Consider the following 15,426-nt stretch of genomic DNA (forward strand, 5'->3'; position numbering starts at 1 on the left):
CGGTCAGCAGCGGTCTCGCGGCGATGCTTCGTTGTATACAGTTTGTATTTTAATGTCGATGCCGAATTTGCGGCGGCATGTGGATTGTCGACCGTATGCCTTGGTCGGAAAACGGAATGGGGAAGGGGGTAACAAAAGACGTGGGAACGTCACCCAAGACGCCGGGCAAGCGACGAAGGGTTCGCGGTTCGCGCCAACAACGCAAAAGCACCTACGGCAAGGGCCGCACCACAACATCACAAATTATAAAAGGGGAAAGGTCAGCTTTAAAAGCTGAAATTGGTCGGAGTGGAGAGATTCGAACTCCCGACCCTCTGGTCCCAAACCAGATGCGCTACCAGGCTGCGCTACACTCCGAACCGTTGGTGAGGCGGGGATACACAATTCACTCCCCGCCTGCAACAGTAAATATGCCGGCATTGCCGTTGCAGGCCGATTTTCCTCTGCGGCCCACAAATTGCGGCCCGTACTGCCCCTTGTTCATCGCTGGCTGGCGGCTTGTCTTGACGACAGATGCCGTAAGCCCTGTAATTTGGGATCAATCGTGCGCGCAGAGAAATGCGGAGACCGTCTGCATGCAGAGATTCTTTTCCTCGACATGCGGCATATGGCTGGAATGTTCGAAAAGCACCCATCGGCAATCAGGCACCCGGTCGACATAAGGCTTGACCACGAGCGGCGTCGCTTCGTCGTATTTTCCGGAGATCAGCAGCGTCGGGGCGGTGATCCGGCCCAGCCGCTCCTCGATCGTCCAGTCTTTCATGGTGCCGATGACGTGGAATTCGGTCGGTCCGTTCATGTTGCGGTAGACTGTGTTGTCTTCTTCCATGATCTCGAAGGTCCGGGCCACTTCGGGAGGCCAGGGGGTGACCCGACAGACGTGGCGGTCGTAGAAGACGCGTGAGGCGGCGATATAGTCGGGGTCGGTAAGCGTGCCTGCTCGTTCGTGGCGGAGCAGGGTGTCTTGGACGTCCTGTGGCAATGCTTCGCGCAAGCGGTTGGCCTCCGTTACCCAGGTGTGCATGTTGGCCGGGGAATTGGCGATGACGAGCGCCGTCAGACCGTCTGGTTGCCGCACCGCGTGTTCCGCGCCGAGCATCCCGCCCCAGGACTGCCCGAGAAAGGCATAGCGGTGCTGGATGCCGAGATGGGTGAGAAGAGCGTCGAGTTCCTCAAGGAACAAGGCGGGCGTCCAGAAGTCCGGGCCCTTGTCCGGCAGGCGGGTCGAGTTGCCGTTGCCAAGCTGGTCGTAGTGGATGACGGCCCGGCCATCCAGGGCCGCGATCTCCTTGAATGCGTCGACATAGTCATGGGTGCAGCCGGGACCGCCATGGGCCACCACCAGCGGTAGCCGGTCGCTGTCGAGCGATCCGGTGATGCGGAACCAGGTCCGGTAGGTCCGGAACGGCAGATAATCTTCTTTCGAGGTCACGTCGGCCACCTGTGTCTCCATCTCGATGAACTATCGGGAGCAGCATAGAGGCGGAGGTGTGCCACTGGCAGCTATCACAAGTTATAGGATGGCGGGGTTTCCAGCAGCCGGTAATGGGTGGCGCGGACGACGGCCTGGGTGCGGTTCCTGGCGCCGAGCTTCCGGGCAGCGGCATTCAGGTGCATGACGACGGTCGGCACGGAGCGCTCGATGATCCGCGAGATTTCCTTGGCCGAAAGTCCCTCGGCGGAATAGCGCAGGCATTCCCGCTCCCGCTCTGTCAACCGCATCTTGGCGACCGTCAGGGCAGAATTGTCGAACAGGCAAAAGGCCGCCTCGTGGAAGACATGGGCAAGCAGCCCGAAGTCGGCGATGTAACGCAGGGCATGTTTCTTGAAGTCGCCGTTCTGCCCCAACCTGATGCCGGTAACAGTTGCATAGTCGCCGCGCGGCATGTGAACCGGCACGGTGACGCCCGTCGACATGTCGTGCTCGCTGAGATAGCGGGCAACGGGTTCGCTGGCTTCGCTCATGAACCTGTTGATGACCGTACCGGCGCGCCGGTCGTAGTCCCAAAAGAACGGCGTCGAGGTGCGCAATGCTACCTGCTGTACCGGGTCGAGCCGGAAATAACCGCGGTCGAACCAGTATTCGTGCATGTCGTCGGAGATATTGCGCAGCTTCAGCAACGAGGGAAGCATGATGCCGCCGTCGAGGTCGTAGGGCACCGGCGTGTAGTCGTAGATCAGCGCCTCAAAGCCGAGCCTCTTGATCGCCTCGAACGCGTGGTCGATTCGCCCGTCAAGGGTGTTGTGGGCAGTGAACTGCCGTCGGATCGTCCCAATCTCATCGAGCATCGCTGTTCCCCGGTCGTCGAACCGCGACCTATCACTTCTTATAGCTGGTAACGCAGCCGGTTTCCGGTAAAAATTTAGTCATGCCCAAAAGTTGAGCAAGAGAAATCTTACTGGAGCGCCATCGATGTGGCATGAAATGCAGCCGGACGCCCGCTACGAGGTCGAAGTCGACGGCTTCAAGGTCGTGGCTTACAGCTTCGGCAGCGGCAGTGAAACGGTGTTTTGCCTGAATGGCGGACCGGGGCTTGCCTGCGACTATCTTCGTGAAGCGCACAGCTGCCTTGCCGCAAAGGGCTATAGGGTCGTTACTTTCGACCAGCTGGGGACGGGGGCATCGGATCGGCCGGACGACGCCGCGCTATGGACAATCGAGCGCTTTGTCGAGGAGACAGAGACGGTCCGCCAGGCGCTGGGCCTCGGCAAGGTGCATTTGCTCGGTCACTCCTGGGGCGGCTGGCTCGCCATCGATTATGCATTGCGCTACCCGGACAATCTCCTTAGCCTCATTCTCGAAGACACTGTCGCTGACATGCCGCATCTGATCCAGGAACTGGACCGGTTGCGGGCGGCGCTCGGGCCCGAGACCGTGGCGATGATGCAGAAGCACGAGGCGCAAGGGACCTACGACCATCCCGAATACCAGGCGGTGCTGACCATCCTCAGCTACCGCCATGTCTGCCGGCTTGCCGAATGGCCGGCGCCTGTCCGCCGCTCGCTCGATGACTGGAACATGGCACCCTACTTGGCGATGCAGGGGCCGAACGAGTTCCTCTATATCGGCAATCTCAAGGATTGGAACCGCATCCCGGATCTGGGGCGCCTGACGCTGCCGGTGCTGATCACGGTAGGCGAGCACGACGAACTGACGCCGGCCTGTGCCCTGCGCATGAAGCTGGCCCTGCCGAATGCCGAGCTGAAGGTTTTCTCCAACGCCAGCCACATGCCGTTCTACGAAAATCCTGGCGACTACTACCCGGCGCTTCTCGATTTCCTGACCCGGCAAAAGGCTGCCTGATGCCATGTGAGTGCAAAGAGGTCCGGCTGGAGCGAGGGGGAGTGCGCCACGATGCATCGCTATAAGTTCATCCTGACCCGGCCGCTGCAGTTCGTGCCCGTGTTGTTCGGCATCAGTGTCATCACCTTCATCCTCGTCCGTCTCATTCCCGGCGATCCAGTGCGCAATATTCTCGGTACCCGCGCGACGCCAAGTGCCATCGCCAATATCCGCGCCCAGTACGGCCTGGATGAGCCGATGTGGGTGCAGTACTTCTATTTCCTGCGCAATCTCGCCAATGGCGAAATGGGCAAATCCATCCTCTACAAGATCGACGTGCTCAAGCTCATCCTCACCCGTATAGAGCCGACGCTGGCACTGGTCGCGACAAGCGTCGTCCTGTCGGTGCTGATTGCCGTGCCGCTGGCAGCGATTGCGGCGCGCAGCAATGGGCGCGCGCCCGACCACATCATTCGCGTCGTCTCGACGTTCGGCATCGGCTTCCCGCCGTTCTGGCTGGGGCTGATGCTAATCATCCTCTTCAGCGTCGATCTCGGTTGGCTGCCGGTCTCCGGCTACGGCAATACGCTCGGCGATAAGGCCGCCCATCTGCTGTTACCGAGCCTGACCATTGCCTTGTCGCTCTCCACCGTTCTCACCCGCAGCCTGCGCACCGCGATGATCGAAGGCCTGAAATCCGACGTCGCAACTGCGGTGCGGGCGAGGGGCATGCCGGAAAGCACCGTCTTCTGGCGCCACGTCCTGCCCAACTCTCTTTTGCCGACCATCAACCTGCTTGCCGTCAACATCGGATGGCTCATCGGCGGGACCGTGGTCGTCGAAACCGTCTTTGCCTTGCCCGGCATGGGGCAACTGCTGGTCCGCGCCATTTTCTCCCGCGACTACATGGTGGTCCAGGGTGTCGCCATGGTCTTTGCCTGCGCCACGGTGTTCATCAACTTCATTGCCGATATCGCGACGGTGATGGTCGATCCGAGGGTGCAGCTATGAGTGTGTCATTGGCGTTTTCCACTGCGCTCGGCTGGCGCCGCGTCTTCGGGGGCCGGTTGACCCTGGCCATCGGCGCGGGCATCCTGCTTTTCTTCGTGCTCGTGGCAGTCGGCGCACCGTTGATTGCGCCCTACGACCCGGTCCTCCAGGCCGGCGATGTGCGTCTGCAGGCACCGACGTTGCTGCATCCCTTCGGCACCGACAATTTCGGGCGGGATATCCTGTCCCGCGTCATCTGGGGTACTCGGATCGATCTACAGATTGCGGTGATCGGGGTTCTCTTTCCCTTCATGATCGGCACGACGGTCGGCACTATCGCCGGTTTCTTCGGTGGGCCGGTCGACGCGGTTTTCATGCGGCTCGTCGATATCATCCTTGCCTTCCCTTTTCTGGTGCTGATGCTGTCGATTATCGCCATCCTCGGGCCGGGGCTGGGCAGCTTCTATATCGCCATGGCGCTGGTGGGATGGGTGTCCTATGCGCGGCTCATCCGTGCGCAGATGCTGGTGCTGAAAAGCAGCGACTACGCGGTCGCGGCCGTCAGCCTCGGTTTCAGCCGCCCGCGCATCATGTTCCGGCATCTGCTGCCCAATGCTATCGCCGGATCGCTGGTGTTTTCGATGTCGGATGCAGTGCTGGTTCTCCTCAGCGGCGCCGCAGTCAGCTATCTCGGCCTCGGCGTGCAGCCGCCGCTGGCCGAATGGGGTGTCATGGTGGCCGAGGGACAGAGCTTCCTGACGACGGCCTGGTGGATCACGCTGTTTCCCGGCTTGTCCATCGTCCTCCTGGCTTTCGGTTTCAGCATGCTCGGCGATGCGCTTGGCGAACTCTTCGGAGTACAGGAATGATCAGTCCCCTTCTCTCTGTCCGGGATCTGACCGTCAGGCTGCATGGCCTCGGCGAGGAGAGGACGCTCATCGATGGTGTCTCGCTCGACGTCGGCAAGGCCGAGATTGTCGGGCTCGTCGGCGAAAGCGGCTCCGGCAAGAGCCTGTTCTGCCGGTCGCTAGTGCGGCTGATGCCGTCGTCGCGCCTGAAGATCGACAGCGGCTCCGTGATGCTTGAGGGGCGCGATCTGACTGAAATCAGCGACGCCGAGATGCTGAAGGTCCGCGGGGCCGAGATCGGCATGATCTTCCAGAACCCGACGAGCCACCTCGACCCCGTCATGCGGATTGGTGATCAGATCGCCGAAGGTATCTGCTATCATCAGGGTGCGAGCCCGCGTGACGCGAAGGCCGCAGCCATCGACATTCTGGGCCAGGTCGGGCTGCCCGACCCGGTCCGCCAGTACGACAGCTATGCCCACGAATTTTCCGGCGGAATGCGGCAGCGCGCAATGATCGGGGTTGCGCTGTCCTGCAATCCCAAGATCCTGATTGCCGACGAGCCGACGACTGCCCTCGATGTCACCATTCAGGCGCAGATCCTGCGGCTACTGATGGACATCCGCGACAAACGCGGCCTTTCGATCATTCTCATCACCCATGACCTCGGCATCGTTGCCCAGACCTGCGACCGGATCGCCGTGCTGCGTGGCGGACGATTGCTCGAGACGGGGTCGAAGCGCCAGGTCCTGTCCGCGCCGCGCGATCCCTATACTGTCAGCCTGATCGCCAGCCATCCTTCTATCGTCGAAGAGGCGCCGTTCTCCGTCGGATGCGTCAGCGCCGCAAAGCCGGTTGAGCGGCCGCTTCTCGAGGTGGACGACCTCTATGTGCGCTTTGCCTTGGGCGGTGGGCTGTTCAAGGCTGGCGCGAAAACTGTCACTGCGGTTTCCGGCGTGAGCCTGCGGATCATGCCCGGCGAAAGTGTCGGGGTGGTCGGCGAATCCGGCAGCGGCAAGAGCACGCTCGCCCACGCCATTCTCGGCCTGACACCGATCTCCTCCGGCCATGTCTCGTTCGAGGGTATCGATCTTGCCCAGCAGAGGCGCGCCGCCCTCGACAAGTTGCGCCATGAGGCGGCGATGGTGTTTCAGGATCCCTACAACGCACTCAATCCCCGGCTGCGCATCGGCGACATGCTTGCCGAAGTGCTGCGCGTGCAGGGCAAGACCTCTGCCACCGATATTCCGGCGCGGATCGGCGAGCTTCTGGACCTTGTCGGCTTGGAGCGTGAGTTTGCCAACCGCCGGCCGCGCAGCATGAGCGGCGGGCAATGCCAGAGGGCGGGGATCGCCCGGGCGCTGGCCGTCGATCCGAAACTGATCATCGCAGACGAATGCGTCGCCGCCCTCGACGTGACGATCCAGGCGCAGATCATCGAACTGTTCCGGGATCTGAAGCGGAAGATGAACCTGACGCTGATCTTCATCGCCCATGACCTCGCCATCGTGCGCAATCTTTGCGACCGGGTCGTCGTCATGTATCGCGGCGAGATCGTCGAGGAGGGGCTCTGCGCAGAGGTTTTCGCCCGGCCGAAGCATCCCTACACCGCAGCCCTGATCGCGGCGATTCCCGATATCGATCCGGACAAGCCCTTGCTTGCCGACATCGCCTGCGAGCAGCGATTGACGCTACCACCTTCACTCGAACGACTGTCATAACAAAAAAGGGAACGACATCATGACCAGGAAATGGAAGACTGCTGGCCTCGCGCTCATCGTCGCGGGCCTCACCCTCAGCGCCAGCTTTGCAGAAGCGGCCGGCGTTCTGACCATCGGCCGCCGCGAGGACTCGACCACCTTCGACCCGATCAAGACGGCCCAGAATATCGACAACTGGGTGTTCTCCAACGTCTACGACGTTCTTGTCCGCGTCGACAAGACCGGCACGAAACTGGAGCCGGGACTGGCCGAAAGCTGGACGATCTCAGAGGACGGACTGACCTACGTCTTCAAGATCCGCGACGCCAAGTTCTCAGACGGCTCGCCGCTGACGGCTGAAGATGCTGCCTACAGCCTGTTGCGTATCCGCGACGACAAGGCATCGCTCTGGGGCGACTCGTTCAAGGTGATCGACACCGCAGTCGCGACCGACCCCCGCACCATGACGATCAAGCTCAAGAACCCGTCCGCGCCCTTCCTGTCGACGCTGGCTCTGCCCAACGCCTCCGTGATTTCGAAGAAGGGCATGGAGGCGCTCGGATCGGATGGCTACAGCGAGAAGCCAATTGCTTCCGGTGCCTTCGTCGTCGACGAATGGCGTCGCGGCGACCGCGTCATCCTGAAGAAGAACCCGTATTTCTGGCAGGCCGATCGCGTCAAGCTCGATGGCGTGGAATGGATTTCGGTTCCCGACGACAACACCCGCATGCTGAACGTGCAGGCCGGCCAGCTCGATACTGCGATCTTCGTTCCCTTCTCCCGCGTCGCCGAATTGAAGAAGGATGCCAACCTCAACGTCGATATCGACCCGTCCACCCGTGAAGACCACTTGCTGATCAACCACGAGCATGGCGCCCTTGCCAAGAAGGAGGTCCGGCAGGCGCTGGATCTGGCCATCGACAAGAAGGCAATCGTCGATGCTGTGACCTTCGGCCTGGGAACCGTCGCCAATTCGTACATTCCGAAGGGCGCACTCTATTATTACGCCGACAACATGCAGCGCCCTTACGATCCGGAAAAGGCAAAGCAGATGCTGGCTGCTGCGGGAGCCTCGGACCTGAAACTCAATTATCTCGTGCGTGCCGGCGACGAGGTCGACGAGCAGATTGCCGTGCTCTTGCAGCAGCAGTTGCAGAAGGCCGGTATCACCGCGACCCTACAGAAAGTCGATGCCAGCCAGGAGTGGGACATGATCGTTGCCGGCGACTACGATGTGTCGGTCAATTATTGGACAAACGACATCCTTGATCCGGACCAGAAGACGACATTCGTGCTCGGCCACGACTCGAACAACAACTATTCGACCCATTACAAGAATGAGAAGGTGAAGGCGTTGGTGGCTGCCGCTCGCCTGGAACTCGATCCGGTAAAACGTGAGCAGATGTATGTCGATCTCCAGAAGATCGCCAAGGACGATGTCAACTGGATCGACCTTTACTACAGCCCCTACATCAACGTCTCGCGCAAGAATATCGACAACTTCTACCAGAACCCGCTCGGACGCTTCTTCCTGGAAGACACCGTCAAGAACTGAGCCCTTCGAAAACGAAAAAGGCTGCCGCGAGCAATCGCGACAGCCTTTTCGGTTGAATGACGGTCAGATCGCCGTGGAAAGGCGGCTTGCCGTGTAGAGGTCGCGCAGCTGCCGGCAAATCGGGCCGGGCCTGCCATCGCCGATCGTCGTGTCGTCGATCCTGACCACCGGCGTTGCGAAATTGGTCGCGGACGTCACGAAAGCCTCTGCAGCCTGCTTGGCTTCCTCGACGCTGAACCCACGCTCCTCGACGGCAATGCCCGCGCCACGCGCAAGGTCGATGATGCTTGCCCGGGTAATTCCGTGCAGGATCGCGTGGGAGAGGCCACGAGTTACCAGCGTGCCATCGGTCTTGACGATATGCGCCGTTGCAGAGCTGGCCTCGGTGACGAGCCCGTCCTCCACCAGCCAGGCATCGTCGGCGCCGCGCCGCATCGCTTCCATCTTTGCCATTGAAGGGTAAAGCAGCTGGACGGTCTTGATATCGCGGCGCTCCCACCGCCAGTCCGGAACGGTGGCAACCGCGATCCCCGTCTCGTTGCGGGGATTGGCGAGCACCGGTTTTGCCTGGGTAAAGAGCACGATGGTCGGCTCCGGTTTTGCCGGAAAGGCGAAATCGCGGTCGGCAGGACCGCGGCTGATCTGCAGATAGATCAGCCCCTCGTCGAGCCCATTCCGGCTGACGAGTTCCCGATGCACGGAAAGCAGTGCGGTCTCGGACAGCGGGCAGGCGATATCGAGTTCGGACAGCGAGCGCTGCAGGCGGGCGGAGTGGCCCTGGTAGTCGATCAGCTTGCCACCGATCACGGCAGTCACTTCGTAGATGGCATCGGCGAACAGAAAGCCGCGGTCGAACACGGAGACTTTCGCGTCGGTTTCAGCAAGCCAGTCGCCATTCAGATAAACAATGCGGGTCAAGTTTGGGTCCTCGGTCAAAGAGCGGGTTTTGCGAAAGGGGCGATATCGATGCCGTGTGCCGAAAGCGATGCACGCAGGGCACGGGCCATGGCGACGGCGCTGGGATTGTCGCCATGGACGCAGATCGTTGCAGCCTCGACCGGCAGCATCCTGCCGCCGATGGTGGGGATCAATCCATCCCGGACCATAGACAGGACCTGGTCGACGCTCTGTTGCAGGTCGTGGATGACCGAGCCCTCCTTCTGCCGCGATGTCAGCATGCCGGTATCGTCGTAGGTCCGGTCCGCGTAGACCTCGCAGGCAACCCGCAGGCCGACGGATTCCGCCGCCTTCATCGTCTCGGAATAGGGGAGGGTGACGAACACCAGAGACGGGTCGACGGCCTTGATGGCGCGAACGCAGACGTCCGCAAGCTCCGCATCGTCCGCCGCCATGTTGCCGAGCGAGCCATGGGTCTTGACGTGGGTCATCGGCCAGCCGAGCGCTCTTGCCATCCCCTGCATCGCGGCGATCTGGTAGATGATCTGGGCTTCCAGATCTTCCGGCCGTTCGCCCGAGATGCGACGGCGGCCGAAGCCGTAGAGATCCATGAAGGACGGATGGGCGCCGATGGCCACGCCCCGCGCCTTGGCGGCAAGGATCGTATCGCGCATCACTACGGGATCGCCGGCGTGAAAGCCGCAGGCAATGTTGGCGGTCGAAATCACCTCCAGCATAGCGCTGTCGTCGCCGATCTTGTAGGCGCCGAAACTTTCGCCCATGTCGCAATTGAGGTCTACGGTTGCCATGGCTGGGATCTCCTTGCAGGATAGGCGTCAGGCCAGCAGACTGATGTCATGCGCAGTTTACGACCGGGCGGTCGCGCGAAAAAGCACTTTCGGTTGACATACAGTTGGTATACTGAAATAGCAATATAATATGACAACCGATAATCGCACCTTACTCGGATGGACGGAAGGGGACCGCAGACAATGGTGAAGACGTTTCCCCGCATTCTTGCTTGCGGCGATAGCGCCTTGTCGGTTGAGCTCGCGGATACCATCAACGAAGCCGTCAGCGAACGGGTGATCGCGCTTGCCGCGAGCATGGCCGACAGCCCGGTGGATGGCGTCGAGGAACTGGTGCCGACCTACCGCTCGCTGATGGTGGTCTACGATCCCGCCGTCGTTCGAGGCCGCAGCCTGGCGCTGACGTTGCAGCAGCGGCTGGATGCGCTGGAAGTTGGCAGCGTCCACCCGCAGCGCTTCGACGTCCCCGTTGTCTATGGCGGCGCGGTGGGACTGGATTTGCAGGAACTTGCCGGCATGAAGGGGATGACGGTGTCCCAGCTTATAGAGCTCCATTCCTCCGTCGAATACCGGGTCTACATGATAGGCTTTGCGCCAGGGTTTGCCTATCTCGGCGGCCTGCCGGAGATTTTGCACACCCCGCGACTGCCCACGCCCCGCCAGAGGATCGAGGCCGGCGCCATCGGTATCGGAGGCAAGCAGGCAAGCATCAATTCCGTTCCCGGGCCGAGCGGCTGGCGCTTTATCGGCCGGACGCTGCTTCGCCTGTTCGACCCCTCCCGCGCCACGCCCTTCCTGCTCGGTGCCGGTGATCGGGTCCGCTTCCGGCCCGTCAGCGAAGACGAGGCATCGCAGTTCGAGCGTACCTCGGCTGCTGGGGAGGGGGCGACGTCATGAGCTTCCTCGAAATCCATGGCACGGGACCGATGACGACCGTCCAGGATCTCGGGCGGAAAGGCCTGCAGCATGCCGGCGTCTCCGGTGCCGGCCCTATGGACGGGCCGTCGTTTCGTATCGCCAATGCCCTTGTCGGCAACCCCGCAACATCGGCTGCGCTCGAGTTTGCTGCCGTCGGCGGTCGTTTTACAGTCACCCGGCCTGTTCGCTTTGCCGTCACCGGTGGCGATGTCGATGTCAGCATCGATGGAAGCAAGGTCCACCCGTGGGAAAGCCATCACCTGTTGCCCGGCATAACGCTCGCCATCGACGCGCTCCGCGACTGCGTCTGGGGATATCTGGCGATCTCGGGCGGCATCGATACTGTTCCGGTTCTCGGATCGCGTTCCACCCATTTGCGCACCGGGCTCGGTGGCTACGAAGGCCGGCGGCTGGAGATTGGCGACCGGTTGCCCCTCGGCGACGCTGCCCCGTTGCCCAACCTTGCCCTTCGGCAGCCCTTTCGGCGCAGTGGCGGCCCGATCCGCGTCATCTGCGGGCCGCAGGACGATTATTTTTCCAATGCTGCAGTGGAGACATTTCTCGAGGCATCGTTCGTGGTGTCGGCCGCGCGGGATCGCATGGCCCAGATGCTCGACGGGCCGCCAATTGCAGCAGACGGCGGGCATGACATCGTTTCGGACGGTACCTCGGCCGGCTCGATCCAGGTGCCGTCGTCCGGCAGGCTGATCGTGCTGATGGCGGAGCGACAGACGACCGGCGGCTATCCGAAGATTGCCACGGTGGCCTCCGTCGACCTGCCTCGCCTGGCGCAGGCGGTCAGCGGCCGGTCCATCCGCTTTGCCCGCATCGCGCAGGAACAGGCCGAGGAATTGCTGGTCGCCGAGAGACATCTTCTAGGCGGCATCCTCGACAACCTCACCGTCAAGCCCGAAAGCAGCGATCGATCAGGAGGCAGAGTGTCATGAGCCAGCCGCTTGCCCAACGGGCCTATGGCAAAATCATCGAAATGATCCTGTCCGGCGCGCTGACGCCGGGAGATGCGCTGCAGGAGGCGAAGCTGGGCGAAACGCTCGACATGTCGCGGACGCCGGTGCGGGAAGCGATCAAGCGTATCGAGGCCGAAGGTCTGGCTGTGCAGGATGGTCGCTTCCTCAAGGTGCGAAGGCTGACGGCGGCCGAAGTGGAGGAAATCTTCTTCCTGCGCCGGGTGCTGGAATCCCATTGTGCCCAGCAGGCGGTCGCGTTGCCACCGGCGGTGCTGGAGGCGCTCGAATTGCGGGTCCGCCGCCTGCACGACGAAGGTCCCGGCGAAGAAGACGAGCAGAGACGGGTGGATGACGACCTCCACCGGGTTATCGCCGAGGCCAGCCGCAGCGAGATGATGGTGTCCACAATTGCCGACCTGCGCCGCCGGACCTGCATGTTCGACCACACCCATCTGCCGGACCGCTTCCTGAAAAGCTGCGAGGAGCATCTGGGAATTCTTGCAGCCTTGCGCAGCGGCGATGGCGACCGTGCAGCTCTGCTGATGGCCGAGCATGTCACCCACGCACGCGACGCGGTTCTCGAGAAGCTCGCGCTACCCCCCGGAGGAACCGGCGCATGAGATGCCTTGTCGTTCAGCCGGTCCATGCCGATGGACTGGATTTGTTGCGCCGCGCCGGCGTCGAACCCGTGCTCTGCCCGAAGCCGGACATGGAAACGGTCGCACGGATGATCTCCGGCTGCGATGCGGCGATCACGCGTGACGCCGGCCTTTCGGCTGAGGCCATCGGTGCCAGCGACATCCTGCGCGTCATCGTCGTGCACGGCGCCGGCCACGATGCGGTCGATAAGGATGCAGCCTCCGAGAAGGGCATCCTTGTCTGCAACACACCGGGCGCCAATGCGCGGTCGGTGTCCGAACTGGCATTGGCGCTGGCGCTGGCTGTCGCCCGGCGTATTCCAGCCGCCGACCGTAGCGAACGCGGCGGCGCCCATGGTTTTCGCGAGCGCGAGACGTTCACCGAACTTTCCGGCAAGACCGCGCTGATCGTCGGCTGGGGCGCCACCGGCGCCGGTCTTGGACATATGCTCAAGGCGGCACTCGATATGCGGGTGCTGGTCTATTCGCCACGCGTCGCCGATATCGATGGTTTCGAGCGCGTGACGACGCTGGAGGCGGGATTGCAGCAGGCGGACCTTGTGTCGCTCCATACGCCGCTGCGCCCGGAGACGAAGCACCTCATCGGCGAACGGGCGCTTTCGCTCATCAGGCATGGTGCAATTCTGGTCAACACCGCACGCGCCGGACTGGTCGACGAAGAAGCATTGGCCGCTGCCATCGATACCGGACGCGTGTCGGCAGCCGGTCTCGATGTCTATAGCCATGACGCGCCGATTGGGCCGCTAGCCTCGACCGGCCGAGTGATTTTCACGCCGCATCTCGGTGGCGCGACGCAAGAAGCCTTGCGCCGCGTGGCCGTCGGGTCCGCCCGCAACGTGTTGACTGCTCTCTCCGGCGAGCGGCCGGCGACCGCCCTCAACGATCCCTTGAGGATATCCCGATGAGCGACAAGGAAACACTGGCGCAGCAGGCCTACCGGGACATCAAGCAGCGCATCCTCGAAGGTGCCATCAAGGCCGGCGACCTGCTGACCGAGCGGACACTGGCAGTCGAATCCGGCATTTCCCGCACGCCGCTCAGGGCCGCGATCTCGAGGCTCCAGAAGGAAGGCGTGGTCTCTCGCCTGACCAACGGCACCCTGATGATCCTGCCGGTCACCGTCGAGCAGTTGCTGGAGATCATCCAGATCCGCCGTCTCCTCGAAGGGGCGGCGGCAGCCCGTGCGGCGGGGCGGCCGATGACGGCGGCACTTGTCGAGGCGCGCCGGGTCATGCGCGCCTATGTCGAGGCCGAGGATGTCGCCTTCGATCGTTTCTGGATGGACGACGACGCATTCCACGAGGCCGTCGCCGAAGCTGCCGGTCTGCGTCTTCTGCCCGGCATGCTGCAGGAAATGCGCAGCATCGCGCGCCGCTGCACGATCACGCGCACCCATGACCGGTTCGCTGAACAGGCTGCCGAGCACATCGCCGTCATCGACGCCATCGAGGCGCAGGATGCGGATGCCGCCGCTGCTGCCATGGAGGCGCATTTCGACAGCGTCCGCAGCCGGTTTCTGAAATGGCTCGCGCGCTGAGCGTTCATCACTGTCTGACCATCCGTTCTTCCGTCCCGATCCCGGGACGACATGCCTGAACCGAGTACCGTGACATGCCTGACTATGCCGAATTCCGAGGTTGCGAGGCCTCGTTCCCCGAGAGCGAGTTCAAGGCGCGGCAGGACCGCGCCCGGGTGGCCATCGCTGCTGCCGGCCACCGGGCGCTGATCGTCACGACGCCCGAAAACATCTTCTGGCTGACCGGCCGCCAGACTGCGGGCTATTTTGCCTTCCAGGCGCTGGTCATGCCGGTCGAGGGGGAGGCGACACTGCTGGTTCGCCAGCTTGAACTGGTGGGCTCGATCGCCAATACCTGGCTCAACGACATCGTCGTCTATCAGGACGGCGAGGCGCCGGCGGCGGTCCTGGCCGAGGTCCTGCGCGAACGTGGCATTCACCGGCCTGCTATCGAGCTCGGCGGCTGGTTTCTGCCGCCGGTCCTGGCAGACGAGATCTCGCTCCGGACGGGGGGGAACGCGCTCATCGACGGTTCCGGCATCATTGCCCCTCTCCGGGCGGTGAAGTCGCCTGCGGAACTTGCCGCCATCCGGCTGGCAGCCACCTACGCGCAGGCAGGGATTGCGGCCGGGATTGCGGCCTGCGGCGCCGGGACTGACGAAAATGCCATCGCCGCTGCCATGCTCGATGCGGCCACGCGCGCAGGGTCCGAGGCAATGGCGATGGAGCCGCTGGTGTCGTCAGGGCCCCGCAGCGGCCTGCCGCACATGACGTGGCGCCGCCGCCGTCTCGAGGTCGGCGATCCGGTGTTCCTCGAACTAGCCGGCAGCCATGCCCGCTATCATGCCGCGCTGATGCGAATGGTGTGGATCGGCGGGCCACCCGTCGAAGCACGGCGGATGATGGATTGCTCGCTTCATGCGCTCGAGGCTGCGCTGCATGAAGTCAGGCCGGGTGTGCCGTGCTCGGCGGCGCACGAGGCAGCCCAGCGGGTCATCGACGATGGCGGCTACACCGCGGCATTCCGTAAGCGGATCGGCTATTCCATGGGCGTCGCCTTTGCTCCGGATTGGGGGGAGGGCGGCATGCTCAGTCTGTTTTCCGGCGTGGATAGGATAATCGAGCCCGGCATGGTGTTTCACCTGCCGGCGACCTTGCGCAGCTACGGCGTCTGGACGGTCGGCGCTTCCGAAACCGTCATCGTCACCGAAGAAGGCTGCGAACCTCTGTCTACCCTGTCACGCGATCTAACCATCCGGTAAAGCCGGTTCCTCCCCGTTGCA

Annotated in this window: 15 protein-coding genes and 1 tRNA gene; 11 read left to right on the forward strand and 5 right to left on the reverse strand. The window is 62.7% G+C overall.

The features are described from left to right. Positions 1-280 precede the first annotated feature (280 nt). The 3 genes from PR018_RS18325 to PR018_RS18335 form a co-directional block, all read right to left on the reverse strand. Positions 281-357 (reverse strand) — tRNA-Pro (locus tag PR018_RS18325). 181 nt (positions 358-538) lie between these two features. Next, complete coding sequence (locus tag PR018_RS18330; protein ID WP_161990971.1) at positions 539-1,453, reverse strand: proline iminopeptidase-family hydrolase; 915 nt, start codon at positions 1,451-1,453, stop codon at positions 539-541. A 53-nt stretch (positions 1,454-1,506) separates the two neighbouring features. Beyond that, positions 1,507-2,289 (reverse strand): helix-turn-helix transcriptional regulator, encoded by a 783-nt coding sequence (locus PR018_RS18335; protein ID WP_142830819.1) that lies wholly within the window; start codon positions 2,287-2,289, stop codon positions 1,507-1,509. Positions 2,290-2,413: 124 nt separating this feature from the next. Here PR018_RS18335 and PR018_RS18340 point away from each other — a divergent pair, with 124 nt between their 5' ends. The 5 genes from PR018_RS18340 to PR018_RS18360 are packed head-to-tail and all read left to right on the forward strand — an operon-like array spanning position 2,414 to position 8,376. Further along, positions 2,414-3,304, forward strand: a complete 891-nt coding sequence (locus PR018_RS18340; RefSeq protein WP_142830821.1) for a proline iminopeptidase-family hydrolase — start codon at positions 2,414-2,416, stop codon at positions 3,302-3,304. A 51-nt stretch (positions 3,305-3,355) separates the two neighbouring features. After that, positions 3,356-4,294 (forward strand): ABC transporter permease, encoded by a 939-nt coding sequence (locus PR018_RS18345; protein WP_142830823.1) that lies wholly within the window; start codon positions 3,356-3,358, stop codon positions 4,292-4,294. Continuing rightward, positions 4,291-5,142 carry an ABC transporter permease gene (locus tag PR018_RS18350; protein WP_142830825.1) on the forward strand — a complete coding sequence of 284 codons (852 nt, stop codon included), beginning with the start codon at positions 4,291-4,293 and terminating at the stop codon, positions 5,140-5,142. Before PR018_RS18345 ends, PR018_RS18350 begins: the two co-directional genes overlap by 4 nt. Further along, the gene (locus PR018_RS18355) at positions 5,139-6,842 is read left to right on the forward strand and encodes a dipeptide ABC transporter ATP-binding protein (RefSeq protein ID WP_142830827.1); all 1,704 of its coding nucleotides are present in this window, start codon (positions 5,139-5,141) and stop codon (positions 6,840-6,842) included. The genes PR018_RS18350 and PR018_RS18355 overlap by 4 nt, the downstream gene beginning before the upstream one ends. Positions 6,843-6,861: 19 nt before the next feature. After that, the gene (locus PR018_RS18360) at positions 6,862-8,376 is read left to right on the forward strand and encodes an ABC transporter substrate-binding protein (RefSeq protein ID WP_142830829.1); all 1,515 of its coding nucleotides are present in this window, start codon (positions 6,862-6,864) and stop codon (positions 8,374-8,376) included. A gap of 63 nt (positions 8,377-8,439) precedes the next feature. On the opposite strand, the gene PR018_RS18365 is transcribed toward PR018_RS18360, so the two are convergent. Continuing rightward, positions 8,440-9,294 carry a D-amino-acid transaminase gene (locus tag PR018_RS18365; protein WP_142830831.1) on the reverse strand — a complete coding sequence of 285 codons (855 nt, stop codon included), beginning with the start codon at positions 9,292-9,294 and terminating at the stop codon, positions 8,440-8,442. A 14-nt stretch (positions 9,295-9,308) separates the two neighbouring features. Then, complete coding sequence (locus PR018_RS18370; protein ID WP_142830833.1) at positions 9,309-10,082, reverse strand: LamB/YcsF family protein; 774 nt, start codon at positions 10,080-10,082, stop codon at positions 9,309-9,311. 183 nt (positions 10,083-10,265) lie between these two features. On the opposite strand from PR018_RS18370, the gene pxpB reads away from it, so the two are divergent. From pxpB to PR018_RS18400, 6 genes are all read left to right on the forward strand, one after another. Further along, a complete protein-coding gene (gene pxpB, locus PR018_RS18375) occupies positions 10,266-10,979 on the forward strand; it encodes a 5-oxoprolinase subunit PxpB (protein ID WP_142830835.1) in 714 nt (237 codons plus the stop codon). After that, positions 10,976-11,947 carry a 5-oxoprolinase subunit C family protein gene (locus PR018_RS18380; RefSeq protein ID WP_142830837.1) on the forward strand — a complete coding sequence of 324 codons (972 nt, stop codon included), beginning with the start codon at positions 10,976-10,978 and terminating at the stop codon, positions 11,945-11,947. Before pxpB ends, PR018_RS18380 begins: the two co-directional genes overlap by 4 nt. After that, positions 11,944-12,588: a GntR family transcriptional regulator gene (locus tag PR018_RS18385; RefSeq protein ID WP_142830839.1), complete on the forward strand. Its 645-nt coding sequence runs from the start codon at positions 11,944-11,946 to the stop codon at positions 12,586-12,588. The genes PR018_RS18380 and PR018_RS18385 overlap by 4 nt, the downstream gene beginning before the upstream one ends. Beyond that, positions 12,585-13,532 carry an NAD(P)-dependent oxidoreductase gene (locus PR018_RS18390; protein ID WP_142830841.1) on the forward strand — a complete coding sequence of 316 codons (948 nt, stop codon included), beginning with the start codon at positions 12,585-12,587 and terminating at the stop codon, positions 13,530-13,532. Before PR018_RS18385 ends, PR018_RS18390 begins: the two co-directional genes overlap by 4 nt. Then, positions 13,529-14,164, forward strand: a complete 636-nt coding sequence (locus PR018_RS18395; RefSeq protein ID WP_142830843.1) for a GntR family transcriptional regulator — start codon at positions 13,529-13,531, stop codon at positions 14,162-14,164. The genes PR018_RS18390 and PR018_RS18395 overlap by 4 nt, the downstream gene beginning before the upstream one ends. Before the next feature lie 74 nt (positions 14,165-14,238). After that, positions 14,239-15,405, forward strand: a complete 1,167-nt coding sequence (locus PR018_RS18400; RefSeq protein ID WP_142830845.1) for a M24 family metallopeptidase — start codon at positions 14,239-14,241, stop codon at positions 15,403-15,405. Positions 15,406-15,426: the final 21 nt, after the last annotated feature.

This window comes from Rhizobium rhododendri (assembly GCF_007000325.2).
GTDB classification, from domain to species: Bacteria; Pseudomonadota; Alphaproteobacteria; order Rhizobiales; family Rhizobiaceae; genus Rhizobium; species Rhizobium rhododendri.

What these genes read in the sequence shown, in the direction of transcription:
- PR018_RS18330 (WP_161990971.1), bottom strand. Translation starts at nt 1,453, where the DNA reads ATGGAGACACAGGTGGCCGACGTGACCTCGAAAGAAGATTATCTGCCG.
- PR018_RS18335 (WP_142830819.1), bottom strand. Translation starts at nt 2,289, where the DNA reads ATGCTCGATGAGATTGGGACGATCCGACGGCAGTTCACTGCCCACAAC.
- PR018_RS18340 (WP_142830821.1), top strand. Translation starts at nt 2,414, where the DNA reads ATGTGGCATGAAATGCAGCCGGACGCCCGCTACGAGGTCGAAGTCGAC.
- PR018_RS18345 (WP_142830823.1), top strand. Translation starts at nt 3,356, where the DNA reads ATGCATCGCTATAAGTTCATCCTGACCCGGCCGCTGCAGTTCGTGCCC.
- PR018_RS18350 (WP_142830825.1), top strand. Translation starts at nt 4,291, where the DNA reads ATGAGTGTGTCATTGGCGTTTTCCACTGCGCTCGGCTGGCGCCGCGTC.
- PR018_RS18355 (WP_142830827.1), top strand. Translation starts at nt 5,139, where the DNA reads ATGATCAGTCCCCTTCTCTCTGTCCGGGATCTGACCGTCAGGCTGCAT.
- PR018_RS18360 (WP_142830829.1), top strand. Translation starts at nt 6,862, where the DNA reads ATGACCAGGAAATGGAAGACTGCTGGCCTCGCGCTCATCGTCGCGGGC.
- PR018_RS18370 (WP_142830833.1), bottom strand. Translation starts at nt 10,082, where the DNA reads ATGGCAACCGTAGACCTCAATTGCGACATGGGCGAAAGTTTCGGCGCC.
- pxpB (WP_142830835.1), top strand. Translation starts at nt 10,266, where the DNA reads ATGGTGAAGACGTTTCCCCGCATTCTTGCTTGCGGCGATAGCGCCTTG.
- PR018_RS18380 (WP_142830837.1), top strand. Translation starts at nt 10,976, where the DNA reads ATGAGCTTCCTCGAAATCCATGGCACGGGACCGATGACGACCGTCCAG.
- PR018_RS18385 (WP_142830839.1), top strand. Translation starts at nt 11,944, where the DNA reads ATGAGCCAGCCGCTTGCCCAACGGGCCTATGGCAAAATCATCGAAATG.
- PR018_RS18390 (WP_142830841.1), top strand. Translation starts at nt 12,585, where the DNA reads ATGAGATGCCTTGTCGTTCAGCCGGTCCATGCCGATGGACTGGATTTG.
- PR018_RS18395 (WP_142830843.1), top strand. Translation starts at nt 13,529, where the DNA reads ATGAGCGACAAGGAAACACTGGCGCAGCAGGCCTACCGGGACATCAAG.
- PR018_RS18400 (WP_142830845.1), top strand. Translation starts at nt 14,239, where the DNA reads ATGCCTGACTATGCCGAATTCCGAGGTTGCGAGGCCTCGTTCCCCGAG.